At 62.5% G+C, this 13,497-nt stretch carries 12 protein-coding genes; all 12 read left to right on the plus strand.

Annotated features, from left to right (window positions below):
- Positions 1-519, plus strand: a 519-nt coding sequence (locus tag ACGYK9_RS14340) for a proline racemase family protein (RefSeq protein ID WP_394422572.1), incomplete at its 5' end; no start/stop codon positions are given.
- 192 nt (positions 520-711) lie between these two features.
- Positions 712-2,328 carry a peptide ABC transporter substrate-binding protein gene (locus ACGYK9_RS14345; protein ID WP_394411520.1) on the plus strand — a complete coding sequence of 539 codons (1,617 nt, stop codon included), beginning with the start codon at positions 712-714 and terminating at the stop codon, positions 2,326-2,328.
- Between the two features lie 86 nt (positions 2,329-2,414).
- Positions 2,415-3,332, plus strand: coding sequence for an oligopeptide ABC transporter permease OppB (gene oppB, locus ACGYK9_RS14350; protein ID WP_394411517.1), 918 nt, complete (start codon positions 2,415-2,417; stop codon positions 3,330-3,332).
- A 1-nt stretch (position 3,333) separates the two neighbouring features.
- Positions 3,334-4,248 carry an ABC transporter permease subunit gene (locus ACGYK9_RS14355; RefSeq protein WP_394411514.1) on the plus strand — a complete coding sequence of 305 codons (915 nt, stop codon included), beginning with the start codon at positions 3,334-3,336 and terminating at the stop codon, positions 4,246-4,248.
- A complete protein-coding gene (locus ACGYK9_RS14360; RefSeq protein WP_394411511.1) occupies positions 4,248-5,216 on the plus strand; it encodes an oligopeptide/dipeptide ABC transporter ATP-binding protein in 969 nt (322 codons plus the stop codon). Before ACGYK9_RS14355 ends, ACGYK9_RS14360 begins: the two co-directional genes overlap by 1 nt.
- Positions 5,213-6,214, plus strand: a complete 1,002-nt coding sequence (locus ACGYK9_RS14365) for an ABC transporter ATP-binding protein (RefSeq protein WP_394411508.1) — start codon at positions 5,213-5,215, stop codon at positions 6,212-6,214. The genes ACGYK9_RS14360 and ACGYK9_RS14365 overlap by 4 nt, the downstream gene beginning before the upstream one ends.
- A 192-nt stretch (positions 6,215-6,406) precedes the next feature.
- Complete coding sequence (locus ACGYK9_RS14370) at positions 6,407-7,468, plus strand: LacI family DNA-binding transcriptional regulator (protein WP_394411505.1); 1,062 nt, start codon at positions 6,407-6,409, stop codon at positions 7,466-7,468.
- Positions 7,461-8,756: a xylose isomerase gene (gene xylA, locus ACGYK9_RS14375; RefSeq protein WP_271694012.1), complete on the plus strand. Its 1,296-nt coding sequence runs from the start codon at positions 7,461-7,463 to the stop codon at positions 8,754-8,756. Before ACGYK9_RS14370 ends, xylA begins: the two co-directional genes overlap by 8 nt.
- 22 nt (positions 8,757-8,778) lie before the next feature.
- Positions 8,779-9,834 (plus strand): sugar phosphate isomerase/epimerase family protein, encoded by a 1,056-nt coding sequence (locus tag ACGYK9_RS14380; protein WP_394411501.1) that lies wholly within the window; start codon positions 8,779-8,781, stop codon positions 9,832-9,834.
- Positions 9,834-10,970, plus strand: coding sequence for a Gfo/Idh/MocA family protein (locus ACGYK9_RS14385; RefSeq protein ID WP_394411498.1), 1,137 nt, complete (start codon positions 9,834-9,836; stop codon positions 10,968-10,970). The genes ACGYK9_RS14380 and ACGYK9_RS14385 overlap by 1 nt, the downstream gene beginning before the upstream one ends.
- Positions 10,967-12,484 carry a sugar ABC transporter ATP-binding protein gene (locus tag ACGYK9_RS14390; RefSeq protein ID WP_394411495.1) on the plus strand — a complete coding sequence of 506 codons (1,518 nt, stop codon included), beginning with the start codon at positions 10,967-10,969 and terminating at the stop codon, positions 12,482-12,484. The genes ACGYK9_RS14385 and ACGYK9_RS14390 overlap by 4 nt, the downstream gene beginning before the upstream one ends.
- An 11-nt stretch (positions 12,485-12,495) precedes the next feature.
- Positions 12,496-13,494, plus strand: coding sequence for an ABC transporter permease (locus ACGYK9_RS14395; protein WP_067263827.1), 999 nt, complete (start codon positions 12,496-12,498; stop codon positions 13,492-13,494).
- Positions 13,495-13,497: the final 3 nt, after the last annotated feature.

Raw genomic sequence — 13,497 nt, forward strand, 5'->3', positions numbered from 1 at the left:
GACAGTTTTGTGGTCGTCGATGCCGCCGCCATGGGGTTTTCGCTAGAGGCGCATGAGGCCCATGACATCGCGCGGCTTGGCGTGCGGATCACCGATGCGGCCAATGCGGCGATGCGGTTCGACCACCCTGAGAACCCTGATTGGCAGCATTTCTCTTTCTGCCTGTTCGCCGGTCCGGTGACCCGCGATGAGGCAGGCCTGCGCGCCGGGGCGGCGGTGGCGATCCAGCCGGGCAAGGTGGACCGTTCGCCCACTGGCACCGCCCTTTGCGCGCGAATGGCCCTGCTGCACGCGCGGGGGGAAATGGGACTGGAGGACAGTCTGACCACCGTGTCGCTGATCGGGTCGACCTTCACGGGGCGCATCTTGGGCGAGACGCGGGTGGGCGAACATACGGCCATCCAGCCAGAACTGTCGGGCCGGGGCTGGGTCACGGGCATCCATCAACATATGCTCGACCCCGATGACCCTTGGCCGGGCGGCTACCGCCTGTCCGACACATGGGGCGCGCGCGGCTAGACGCCCTTTGCCACGTTGAACCCCGCCGCCCGGGGCAGACCGGGGGCGGGGGCCAATCTTCACAACCTCGCGCCGCCTCGGCGCGAAGCCGCCGTCATTGGCTGACGCGAGGCAACATCTTGCATGTGCTCTTCGTTTTCGATTGATTGCTTTTCAATCAGAACACGAACTTTCAAACAACGGAGAGTCACCATGAAGCTACGCACCACACTCGCATCCTCCGCATTGGCGCTGAGCCTTGCATTTCAAGCCCATGCCGCCGATGTGCCCGAGGGCGTGAACCTTGCCGAAGACCAGACCTATACTTTCTGGCTGCTCGACGCGATCAAGTCGATGGACCCGCAGATCAATACCGACGTCGAAGGCTCTGACGTGCTGCGCAACCTCTTCGAAGGGCTCTACAACGAAGATGGCAACGGTGAGCTGGTCCCCGGTGTGGCGCTCGACCACGAAGTTTCGGAAGACGGCAAGACCTACACCTTCAACCTGCGCGACGACGCCAAGTGGTCCAACGGCGAGCCGGTCACCGCGAATGACTTCGTCTATTCATGGCGCCGTCTGGCCGACCCGGCGACCGCCTCGGAATACGCCTGGTACATGGAGTTGATGCAGGTCGAGAACGCGCCCGAGATCATCGCCGGGGACAAGTCCCCCGAGGAGCTGGGCATCCGCGCCATCGACGACCACACGCTTGAGGTCAAGATCACCACGCCGCTGCCCTATTTCCCGCAGATGCTGGTGCACGGCTCGACCTTCCCCGTGCTGCAAAGCGTGGTTGAGGAACATGGCGACGACTGGACCGATGCAGGCACGCTTGTCGGCAACGGCGCCTATACGCTGGTCGAGCATCAGCTGGGCGAGCGCGTCGTGATGGAGAAGAACGACACCTATTGGGACGCCGAGAACGTGGTGATGGAAGAGATCATCGCGCTGACGATCAACGACGTGAACCAAGCCCTGACCCGCTATCTGGCCGGTGAGCTGGACCGCGTGGACATCCCCGCCGGGCAGTATCCGCGCCTGAAGAAAGAGTACCCCGAACAGGCGGTCTCGACCCCCTATAACTGCTCCTACATCTACATGCTGAACGTGGGCGACAAGGGGCCGGAGGCGCTGAAAAACGTCAATGTGCGCAAGGCGCTGGCCTATGCCATCGACCGCGACATCATCGTCGACCGCATCCTGCAAGGCGGCCAGAAACCTTCGTACAACTGGACCCACTGGGCGATCGCCGATTTCGAGCGTCCCGAGCTCGACTGGGCCGACAACATGGATCAGGCGCAGCGCGTGGAGAAGGCCAAGGAACTGCTGACCGAGGCAGGCTACGGGCCCGACAACCCGCTGGATCTGACGCTGCAGTACAACACCTCGGAAGATCACAAGAAGATCGCCATCGCAGCCTCGCAGATGCTCAAGCAGATCGGCGTGAACCTCACGCTCGACAACTATGAGTGGAAGGTCCACACCGACCGGATGCAGAACCAGGAATACGACATGGCGCGCTATGCCTGGTGCGGCGACTACAACGAGGCCTCGACCTACCTCGACCTGCTGACCTCCTATTCGGGGCACAACAACGGCGAGTTCTACAACGACGCCTATGACAAGCTCATGAAGGACAGCAAAACCGCCGAGGATCCGCAGCCCCTTTATCAAGAGGCCGAGAAGATCCTCGCCGAGGAAATGCCGATCATCCCGATTTACCACTATGCCAACGTCGACATGATCGCCGCGGATATCGAGGGCCTGCCCGAGAACAACGTGAACAACACGTGGTACGGCAAAGACCTCTATCGCGTCGCTGAGTAACCTCTCGACATCCGGGCAGCCCTGCGTTTATGCGGGGCTGCCCGATTCTTTGTACCCCCTTAACCCGTAACCGGAGCACCCGCGCCTTGCTCAGCTACATTCTAAAGCGCCTTGCCATCGCGATTCCGACGCTTCTGCTCTTGATCGTGATTTCCTTCCTGCTGATGCATTCCGCCCCGGGCGGGCCTTTCACCTCCGAGCGTGAATTGCCGCCTCAGGTGCTGGCGAATCTCAACGCGAAATATGGGCTGGACGATCCGCTGTGGAAGCAGATCACGACCTATGTCTGGGGCATCGTCACCGAGTTCGATTTCGGCCCGAGCTTTGTCTACAAGGACCGTTCGGTGAACGAGATCATCGCCCAAGGTTTCCCGATCACGCTGACCTACGGCCTTTTGTCCTTCGCCGTGGCGGTCATCGTAGGCGTGAGCCTTGGTGTCGCTGCCGCCGTGCGGCACAACTCGGCATTGGACTATGCCGCCGTGGGCGTCTCCATCGGGGCGCAGGTGCTGCCGAACTTCGTCATGGCGCCGATTCTGGTGCTGGTCTTCACGCTTTGGCTCGGTTGGCTGCCCGGTGGCGGCTGGCAGGGGCCGGAATATTGGATCATGCCGGTGATCGCCCTGTCCACGTCCTTCATGGCCTCGATTGCGCGGATTACCCGCTCTTCGATGCTGGAAGTGCTGACCTCCAACCATATTCGCACCGCCCGCGCCAAGGGGCTGCCCGAGCGCCGTGTCATCCTCCGTCACGCGCTGAAGCCCGCGATGTTGCCCGTGATCTCCTACCTCGGGCCGGCCTTCGTGGCGATGATCACCGGCTCCGTGGTGGTCGACATTTATTTCTCCACCGGCGGCATCGGGAAGGCCTTCGTCGACAGCGCGCTCAACCGCGATTACGCGGTGATGATGGGGGTAACGATCCTCGTGGGCGCGCTGACCATCTTCTTCAACCTCGTGGTCGATATCCTCTACGGCTGGATCGACCCCAAGATCCGGTACTGACATGGTGATGACATCCGAACAACGGGTCGGGGCCACCGAGATCGCGGCCAAAGGGCGCTCCCCTTGGGCCGACGCGCGGCGGCGGTTCTTTCGCAACAAGGCGGCGCTGATGGGGCTCGTGATCCTCGGCTTCGTCGTGGCCTTCGCGCTGTTTGGCAACAGCCTTGCGCAGTGGTCGAACGAGGAACTCGACTACAACGTCATGGGCCAGATCGTGGAACTCGGCGGCCCGTCGATCGAGAGCGGCCATTACTTCGGCACCGATGATCTGGGCCGCGACCTCTATGCCCGTACCGTGCAGGGCACGCAGATCAGCCTCGCCGTCGGCCTCGTCGGCGCGCTGATCGCCTGCGTGGTCGGCACGCTCTACGGTGCGGTTGCAGGCTATTTCGGCGGACGCACCGACAGCATCATGATGCGGCTCGTCGATATCTTCATGGCCGTGCCTTACATGTTCGTCCTGATCCTGCTTTTGGTCATGTATGGCCGCTCGATCACCATCCTTTTCGCCGGTGTCGGCCTGATTTCGTGGATGGAGATGGCCCGCATCGTGCGCGGCCAGACCCTGACCATCAAGGGCCGCGAATTCGTCGAGGCCGCCCGCGCCACTGGCGTCTCGGCTCCGGTCATTATCCTCCGCCATATCGTGCCGAACCTGCTGGGCGTGATCGCCGTCTATGCCACGCTGCTGGTCCCGCTGATGATCCTGACCGAAAGCTTCATTTCCTTCCTCGGCCTCGGCGTGCAAGAGCCGCTCACCTCCCTCGGAGCGCTGATCTCCGAAGGGGCGGGCACCATCGCCTATGGCACCACCTGGCAGTTGGGCTTCCCGCTGCTGTTCTTCTGTCTCACGCTGTTTGGCCTGTTCTTTATCGGCGACGGACTGCGTGACGCCCTCGACCCCAAGGATCGCTGATGTCTCTGTTGGAAATCCGCAAGCTCTCCGTCACCTTCGACGGCGAAGACGGCCCCGTGCATGCGGTCAACGACCTGTCGCTCTCGATCAACCGGGGCGAGACCCTCGGCATTGTCGGCGAAAGCGGCTCGGGCAAAAGCCAGACCGCCTTCTCGATAATGGGCCTTCTGGCGCCGAACGGGCGCACCGGCGGATCTATCCGCTTCGACGGGCAGGAGATCCTCGGCGCCAAGCCCAAGGTGCTGAACAAGATCCGGGCCGAGCGCATCGCGATGATCTTTCAGGACCCGATGACCTCGCTCAACCCCTACATGCGGATCAGCGACCAGATGACCGAGGTGCTGACCCTGCACCAAGGCCTGTCCAAACGCGATGCGCTCGCGGAATCGGTGCGGATGCTGGACGCGGTGAAAATCCCGGCGGCCAAGGAGCGCATTCGCCTCTTCCCGCATGAGTTCTCAGGCGGCATGCGCCAGCGGGTGATGATCGCCATGTCGCTGCTGTGCAAGCCGGACCTGTTGATCGCGGACGAGCCGACCACCGCGCTCGACGTTACCGTACAAGCGCAGATCATGGAGCTTCTGGGCGATCTGCAAAAGGATTTCGGCATGGCCACGATCCTCATCACCCATGACCTCGGCGTCGTGGCGGGCTTCTGCGAGCGGGTGCTGGTGATGTATGGTGGCCGGGTGATGGAGCAGGGGCCGACCGAGCCGCTCTTTGCCGAGCCCACGCATCCCTACACCCGCGGCCTTTTGGCCGCCGTGCCGCGCGTCGATGACGAGGACGCCACCATGAAGGCGATCCCCGGCAACCCGCCCAATATGGCCGCCCCGCCCGAGGGCTGCCCCTTCCGCCCGCGCTGCAATTACGCCGGAGAGGATTGCCGCGTGATGCCGCCGCTCGCACCCTTCGACGCGGGCCGCGCCCGCGCCTGCCACCGTCCCATCGCGGAGGTCACCGCATGAGCCCGCTTCTTTCGGTCCGCGACCTGCACGTCCAATTCCCGATCACCCGCGCGGGCGACATGCCTTGGACGAAGCCGCGCCTGCTGCATGCGGTGAACGGCGTCAGCTTCGATCTGGAGTCCGGCAAGACCCTCGGCGTTGTGGGCGAATCCGGCTGCGGCAAATCCACCCTCGCGCGCGGGCTGATCCAAATGGTCCCGTCCGAGGGGCAGGTCATGTGGCAGGGCGAGACCGATCTGTTGTCGCTCTCCCCGCGCCGGATGAAGCCTTACCGTTCCGAAATCCAGATGGTGTTTCAGGACCCGCTCGCCTCGCTCAACCCGCGCATGACGCTGGGCCAGATCATCGCCGAGCCGCTCAAGACCCACCGCCCCGACGTGCCCGCCCGCGAGCGCCGCGCCCGGGTGGCCCAGATGATGGAGCGCGTCGGTCTGCTGCCGCAGATGATCAACCGCTACCCACATGAGTTCTCCGGCGGCCAGTGCCAGCGCATCGGCATCGCGCGGGCGCTGATCGTGGAGCCGAAGTTGCTGATCTGCGACGAGCCGGTTTCGGCGCTCGATGTCTCAATCCAAGCGCAGGTGATCGAACTTCTGAAAGAGCTTCAGCGCGATCTGGGGTTGGCGATGATCTTCATCGCCCATGACCTCAGCGTGGTGAAGAACATCTCGGACGAGGTCATGGTGCTCTATTTGGGCCGCGTGATGGAGAAGGCGCCGAAGGCGCAGCTCTACGACGACCCGCAGCATCCCTACACGCAAGCTCTGCTTTCCGCTGTGCCGATCCCCGATCCGATTGCCGAACGCGCCAAGCAGATCGTGCCGATGAGCGGCGACATGCCCTCGCCGATGAACCCGCCCTCGGGCTGTGTCTTCCGTGGCCGCTGCCCGCGGGCGCAGGCCGATTGCGCGCAGGTGGTGCCGCAACCGGGCGAGTCGCTGCATCAGGTCGCGTGCATTCACCCCGGCCCGCTGCAAGCCAGCGAGACCGCGGAGTGAAACTTCAGTCGGTTTTTGCGTAAAATCCCCAGATAATCAGCCTCTTAGGGGCGGCGTGCGTTCGCCGCTACCCCGCCCAATTCCCGAAAAATGATATACGTCTATCAAAAATGATTGACGTATATCAAAATATCCCTCTAGATAAGCCCCGAGATGCGCAGGCTGGGAGGGCCAGCGCGCGGGGGAGGGGCCATGACAAGTCCGACGTTAAGCGATGTCGCACGCGCTGCTGGGGTGAGCTATGCCACCGCGGACCGGGTGATCAACAACCGCGGCAACGTGGCGGAAAAGTCCATCGCCAAGGTGCGCGAAGCGGTCGCAGCACTTGGCTATGTGCGCAATGTCGCGGCGGCGAACCTGTCACGCGGGCGGGTCTACCGGCTCGCTTTCCTGATCCCCCGCGGCTCCAACGCCTTTTTCAACCGCATCCGTCAACACATCGACCATACTGCCGCCCATCAGGCCACCGAACGCGTCTCCGCCGAGGTGATCGAGGTCGCGGCCTTTGCCGTCGAAGGGCTGCAAGACAGCATCTCGGACCTGCTGGAACGGGATTTCGACGGTGTCGCCATCGTCGGCTTGCAAAGCGCGGCGCTTGAGGCACCTTTGGCCGCCCTGCGGGATAAGGGGGTGGCCGTGGTGGGCCTCGTCTCCGACCTGCCGCAGGCCGCCCGCGCCGCCTATATCGGGATCGACAACATCGCCGCCGGGCGCACGGCGGGCCGCATGGTGGGGCTTGCCCATGGCGGGCAGGGGGGGCGGGTGCAGACCTTTGCAGGCTCGCTTGACGCGCGCGACCACGCGGAGCGTCTGACCGGCTTTCGCGAAGTGTTGCAGGCCGATTTCCCACAGGTTGAATTGCTGGATCCGATCATGACGAAGGACGACGCGCAGGTGCTGAACGCGCAGACGCGTCAGGCGCTCGGCCAGACGGAGCTGACAGCACTTTACAACGTGGGCGCGGGCAACAGCGGGTTGATCGCCGCCCTGAAAGAGGGGAAGGGAGAGCGGCCCTTCTGCGTGGTGCATGAACTGGTGGCCCATTCACGTCAGGCGCTGCTTGATCGGCACATTGATCTGGTGATCGACCAGCGCCCGGATGTCGAGATCAACCGCGCCTTCACCGTCTTGCGCGCGCTGATCGACCAAAAGGAATTGCCGCCGATGCCGGACCTCGTGCCGACGATTTACGTGCGGGACAATCTGCCCGCCGACACATTGACCGATAAGATGAAGGCCAAGATAGATGACTGATTTCTTTAAAGATATAAAGCCCCTCACCTATGATCCCGAGGGGGCCGATCTGGCCTTTCGCCACTACAACCCTGACGAGATCGTCATGGGCAAACGCATGGAAGATCACCTGCGTTTCGCCGTGGCCTATTGGCATTCCTTCGCATGGCCGGGCGGCGATCCCTTTGGCGGGCAGACGTTTGATCGCCCGTGGTTCGGTGACACGATGGATCTGGCAAAGCTCAAGGCCGATGTGGCCTTTGAGATGTTCGACCTGCTGAACGCGCCTTTCTTCTGCTGGCACGATGCCGACATCCGCCCCGAGGGTGATACATTCGCCGAAAGCCTGCGCAATTTCGAAGAGATCATTGATTATCTCGGCACCAAGATGGAAGGCTCCAAAACCAAGCTGCTTTGGGGCACGGCGAACCTCTTTGGTCACCGGCGTTTCATGTCGGGCGCGGCCACCAATCCCGACCCTGAGATTTTCGCTTGGTCCGCCGCCACGGTCAAAGCCTGCATGGATGCGACCCATAAGTTGGGCGGTCAGAACTACGTCCTCTGGGGCGGGCGCGAGGGCTATGAGACGCTGCTCAACACCGACCTGAAACGCGAACGCCAGCAGGCCGGGCGCTTTTTGCAGATGGCGGTGGAATACAAACACAAGATCGGCTTCAAAGGCGCCATTCTGGTGGAGCCCAAGCCGCAGGAGCCGACCAAACATCAGTATGATTTCGATGTGGCCACGGTCTATGGTTTCCTCAAGGAGTTCGGGCTGGAGAACGAAGTTCAGATGAACATCGAACAGGGCCATGCGATCCTTGCAGGCCATTCGTTCGAGCATGAACTGGCGCTCGCCGCGTCCTTGGGGATTTTCGGCTCGATCGACATGAACCGAAACGACTATCAATCGGGCTGGGACACGGATCAATTCCCCAACAACGTGCCCGAAGTGGCGCTGGCCTATTACGAGGTGCTGAAGGCGGGTGGTTTCACCACCGGCGGCACCAATTTCGACGCCAAGCTGCGTCGGCAATCGCTCGATCCGGTCGATCTGGTCGCGGCCCATGCGGGCGCGATGGATGTCTGCGCGCGGGGCTTCAAAGCCGCCGCAGCCATGCTGGAGGATGGCACGATTGAGGCCATGCGCGCCGAGCGCTACGCGGGGTGGGAGACGCCCAAGGCCAAGGCGATGCTGGAGGGGGATCTGGCCTCAATCGCTGCGCAGGTCGTCCAAGACGGCATCAACCCGCAGCCCCGCTCGGGCCGGCAGGAAATTCTGGAGAACATCGTGAACCGGTTCGTTTGAGCCGGGGAAAGGGAGGAACATTATGAAGACGATCAAGGGACCGGCGCTGTTTCTGGCGCAATTCGCGGGCGATGACGCGCCCTTCAACTCTTGGGACAGCATCACCAAATGGGCCGCCGATTGTGGCTACAAAGGCGTGCAGGTGCCCAGTTGGGACGCGCGGCTGATCGACTTGGCCAAGGCCGCGTCGAGCAAGGATTACTGCGATGAGTTCAAGGGCAAGGCGGTCGAAAACGGCGTGGAGGTGACCGAGCTTTCGACCCACCTTCAGGGCCAGTTGGTCGCCGTGCATCCGGCCTATGACACCGCCTTTGACGGCTTCGCCGTCGAAGAAGTGCGTGGCAATCCCAGGGCGCGGCAGGAATGGGCGGTCGAGCAGGTGAAACTGGCGCTTTCGGCGTCCAAGAACATGGGGATCGGGGCGCATGCGACCTTCTCGGGCGCTTTGGCTTGGCCCTATGTCTACCCTTGGCCGCAGCGCCCGGCGGGGCTGATTGAGACGGCCTTTGACGAACTCGCCGCGCGTTGGCTGCCGATCTTGAACCATGCCGAGGATTGCGGTGTCGATGTCTGCTATGAGATCCACCCCGGCGAAGACCTGCATGACGGCATCACCTATGAGATGTTTCTGGAGCGCACGGGCAATCACGCGCGGGCCAACATGCTCTATGACCCTAGCCACTACGTCCTGCAATGTCTTGATTACATTGATAACATCGACATCTACAAAGACCGGATCAAGATGTTCCACGTCAAGGATGCCGAGTTCAATCCGACCGGGCGTCAGGGGGTCTATTCGGGCTATCAAAGCTGGACGGACCGCGCCGGGCGGTTCCGGTCGTTGGGTGACGGGCAGGTTGATTTCGGCGCTGTCTTTTCCAAAATGGCGGCGAATGATTTCGATGGTTGGGCCGTGGTGGAATGGGAATGTTGCCTCAAGCACCCCGAAGACGGCGCGCGCGAAGGGGCGCAGTTCGTCTCCGATCACATCATTCGCGTGACCGACAAAGCCTTTGACGATTTCGCCGATGGCGGCACCGATGAGGCGGCAAACCGCAAGATGCTGGGGATCGACTGATGGCACGTATTCGACTTGGCATGGTGGGCGGCGGCAATGACGCCTTTATCGGCGGGGTCCACCGCATCGCCTCGCGCATCGACGACCGGTTTGATTTGATGGCAGGCGCGCTGTCTTCGACCCCCGAGAAATCCGCCGCCAGTGCGGAGGCCTTGGGCATCCCGCGCTCCTACGGCAGTTTCGAGGAGATGGCCGAGGCCGAAGCCGCCCGCGAGGACGGGATTGAGGCGGTCTCAATCGTCACGCCCAACCACGTTCATGCCGCTGCCGCAAAGGCCTTCTTGGCCAAGGGCATCCATGTGATCTGCGACAAGCCCCTGACCTCTACGCTGGAGGATGCGGAGGCGTTGGCGGCCAGCGTCGCGGAGGCCGAGCCGCTTTTCATCCTCACCCATAATTACACCGGCTATCCGATGATCCGCCAAGCGCGGGCCATGGTGGCGGCGGGTGATCTGGGCGAGATCCGGATCGTTCAGGCGGAATACCCGCAGGACTGGCTGACCGCTCCGATGGAGAACGAAGGCGTCAAACAGGCCGAATGGCGCACCGATCCCGCACGCTCGGGCGCGGGCGGCTCGGTGGGCGACATCGGCACCCATGCCCATAACCTCGCCTGTTTTGTCAGCGGTCTGGAGGTCGAAAGCCTTGCCGCCGACCTGCAAAGCTGGGGCGCGGGGCGCAAGCTGGATGACAACGCCCATATGATGCTGCGTTTCGCCGGTGGGGCGCGCGGCATGCTGTGGTCAAGCCAAGTTGCCCCGGGCAATGAGAACGCGCTGAAGCTGCGTATCTATGGCGACAAGGGCGGTTTGGAATGGTCGCAAGAGGATCCCAATTACCTGTGGTTCACGCCCTTGGGAGAGCCGAAGCGCCTGATCACCCGCAACGGGGCAGGGGCGTCTGAGGCGTCGCAATCGGTAAGCCGCATTCCCGGCGGCCACCCCGAAGGTTATCTCGAAGGGTTCGCCACGATCTATAACGAGGCCGCCGATGCGATCCGCGCGGTGCAGGGTGGGGCGAGCCGCGAAAGCGCCATGGGCGTGCTGCCGGACATCACGGCGGGCATGGCGGGGATGCGTTTCATCAATGCTTGTGTCACTTCCTCGGCCAATGATGCGGCGTGGACCAAGCTATGAGTGCCACCCCCGTTCTTGCCCTGCGCGACGTGAGCAAGAGCTTCGGCTCGATCGAAGTGCTGCACGGCGTGACCCTCGCGCTAGAGCCGGGGACCGTTCATGCGCTGATCGGTGAGAACGGGGCGGGCAAATCGACGACGATGAAGATCATGGCGGGCTATCAACTGCCCTCGAAAGGTGCTGTCGAACTTGACGGTGCGGCGATCCGTTTCGACAGTCTGCACGAGGGCGAGATGGCCGGGATCGTGATGATCCACCAAGAGTTCAACTTGGCCGAACAGCTCACCGTTGAGCAGAACATCTTTCTGGGCCGCGAGTTGAAACGCGGGCCGCTGCTCGACAAGGCCGAGATGCGGCGGCGCACGCGGGACTATCTTGATCGGGTGGCCTGCAACGTCTCTCCGGATGCGCTGGTCTCGCGCCTGTCGAATTCCGACAAACAGATGGTCGAGATCGCCAAGGCCCTGTCGCGCGATGCGCGGGTGTTGATCATGGATGAGCCGACGGCGGTGTTGACCAAACGCGAGACCGATGTGCTGTTCAAACAGGTCGCGGCCCTGCGCGCAGCGGGGACGGCGGTCTTGTTCACCTCGCATAAGCTGGACGAAGTGGCCGAGATCTCGGACCATGTCACCATCATGCGCGATGGCGCGGTGGTGCAATCCAGCCCGACCTCTGAGATCACCGAAGACGAAATGGCCACCGCCATGGTGGGCCGCGATGTCTCTGACCTCTACCCCGCCAAACCCGGTGTGGAGGAGGACGCGCCAGAGGTGCTCTCGGTCGAAAACCTCAGCGTGCCGGGCTTTGCCAGCAATGTGTCCTTCTCGCTGCGACAGGGGGAGATCCTCGGGCTGGGCGGGCTGATCGGCTCTGGCCGGACCGAGGTGATGGAGGGCCTGGCCGCGCTGCGCCCGGCAAGTGCCGAACGTGTCACCCTTTTTGGGGAGCCGGTACAGTTCAAGCGGCCAAGCGACGCGCAACAGGCCGGGCTGTGCTATCTGACCGAAGACCGCAAGCTGCGCGGTCTGCTGCTGGAACGCGGCATGCGTGAGAACCTGACCCTGCAAAACCTGCATAAATTCGGCGGCTTCCTGATCGACCGCAACGCAGAGGAAACCGCCCTGACCGAGGCCATTGGCGAATTCGACATTCGCGCGGGCAGCCGTGATGTGCGCGTCGGCAATATGTCGGGCGGCAACCAGCAGAAACTGCTGCTGGCCAAGATCATGCTCTCCGAGCCGCGCATCCTGATCGTCGATGAACCCACCCGCGGCATCGACATCGGCACCAAGCAGCAAATCTATGCCTTCCTGCGCAAATTGGCCGATCAGGGCCACGCCATTATCGTGATCACCTCCGAGATGCCCGAACTCATCGGCCTTGCCGACCGCGTGATGGTCATGCGTTTGGGCGAGGTTAGTGGCACGCTGAACGCGGGCGAGATCACGGAAGACGCGATTGTCCGCCTCTCCATGGGGCTGAGCGCCGAACAAATGCCGATGACGGCCTAAGGAAACCGAAGATGACAGATGTAACCACACCTCAAACCAAAAGCTTCCGGATGCCGTCGATGTCTGTCCTCGGGCCGATCATCGCGCTGATCGTTCTGCTGCTGATCGGCACGGCGCTGAACTCCAACTTCCTGAGTGCGGCGAATATCACCAATGTCCTCGCCCGCTCGGCCTTTATCGGGATCATCGCGGTGGGCATGACCTTTGTCATCACCGCGGGCGGGCTTGACCTGTCAGTGGGGTCGATGGCGGCCTTTATCGCGGGGTTGATGATCTTGGTGATGAACGCCGCTTTACCGAGCCTCGGTGTCGGCGTGCCGATCATCCTCTTGGGCATGTTCACGGCCATCGTCGCGGGGCTGCTGGCGGGGCTGTTGAACGGCTTTTTGATCACCGCCCTCGGCATCGAAGCCTTCATCGTCACGCTCGGCTCCATGGGCATTTACCGCTCGCTGGTGACTTGGCTGGCGGATGGCGGCACCCTGTCGCTGGATTTTGGTCTGCGCAGCTTTTACCGGCCCGTCTATTTCGACGGCATCCTAGGGATCAGCTGGCCGATCATCGTCTTCGCACTGGTGGTCATTATTGGTGAGATCATCATGTCGCGCAGCGTCTATGGCCGCCACTGCGCCGCCACCGGGTCGAACGAACATGTGGCGCATTATTCCAACGTGAACGTCAATCGCACGCGGCTGATCTCCTACGCCGCCTTGGGCATCTTGGTGGGCATTGCCACGATCATGTATGTGCCGCGCCTTGGCTCGGCTTCGGCGTCGACCGGGGTGCTGTGGGAGCTGGAGGCGATTGCCGCCGTGATCATCGGTGGCACCGTGCTCAAGGGCGGCTTTGGCCGGGTCTGGGGCACCGTCATCGGCGTGCTGATCCTCAGCCTGATCGGCAATATCCTGAACCTGACCGATTTCGTATCGCCCTATCTCAACGGCGCGATCCAAGGGATTATCATCATTCTCGCTGTAATCCTACAGCGCGAAAGGAAGACGGCGCTTTAAGCC

Origin of the sequence: Sulfitobacter sp. 1A15258, assembly GCF_043557045.1 — a bacterium.
Lineage (GTDB): Bacteria > Pseudomonadota > Alphaproteobacteria > Rhodobacterales > Rhodobacteraceae > Sulfitobacter > Sulfitobacter faviae.

Bases quoted from the DNA above. Each gene is read 5' to 3' on its own strand.
- ACGYK9_RS14345 (WP_394411520.1), top strand. From the start codon at position 712: ATGAAGCTACGCACCACACTCGCATCCTCCGCATTGGCGCTGAGCCTT.
- ACGYK9_RS14355 (WP_394411514.1), top strand. From the start codon at position 3,334: ATGGTGATGACATCCGAACAACGGGTCGGGGCCACCGAGATCGCGGCC.
- ACGYK9_RS14360 (WP_394411511.1), top strand. From the start codon at position 4,248: ATGTCTCTGTTGGAAATCCGCAAGCTCTCCGTCACCTTCGACGGCGAA.
- ACGYK9_RS14365 (WP_394411508.1), top strand. From the start codon at position 5,213: ATGAGCCCGCTTCTTTCGGTCCGCGACCTGCACGTCCAATTCCCGATC.
- ACGYK9_RS14370 (WP_394411505.1), top strand. From the start codon at position 6,407: ATGACAAGTCCGACGTTAAGCGATGTCGCACGCGCTGCTGGGGTGAGC.
- xylA (WP_271694012.1), top strand. From the start codon at position 7,461: ATGACTGATTTCTTTAAAGATATAAAGCCCCTCACCTATGATCCCGAG.
- ACGYK9_RS14380 (WP_394411501.1), top strand. From the start codon at position 8,779: ATGAAGACGATCAAGGGACCGGCGCTGTTTCTGGCGCAATTCGCGGGC.
- ACGYK9_RS14385 (WP_394411498.1), top strand. From the start codon at position 9,834: ATGGCACGTATTCGACTTGGCATGGTGGGCGGCGGCAATGACGCCTTT.
- ACGYK9_RS14390 (WP_394411495.1), top strand. From the start codon at position 10,967: ATGAGTGCCACCCCCGTTCTTGCCCTGCGCGACGTGAGCAAGAGCTTC.
- ACGYK9_RS14395 (WP_067263827.1), top strand. From the start codon at position 12,496: ATGACAGATGTAACCACACCTCAAACCAAAAGCTTCCGGATGCCGTCG.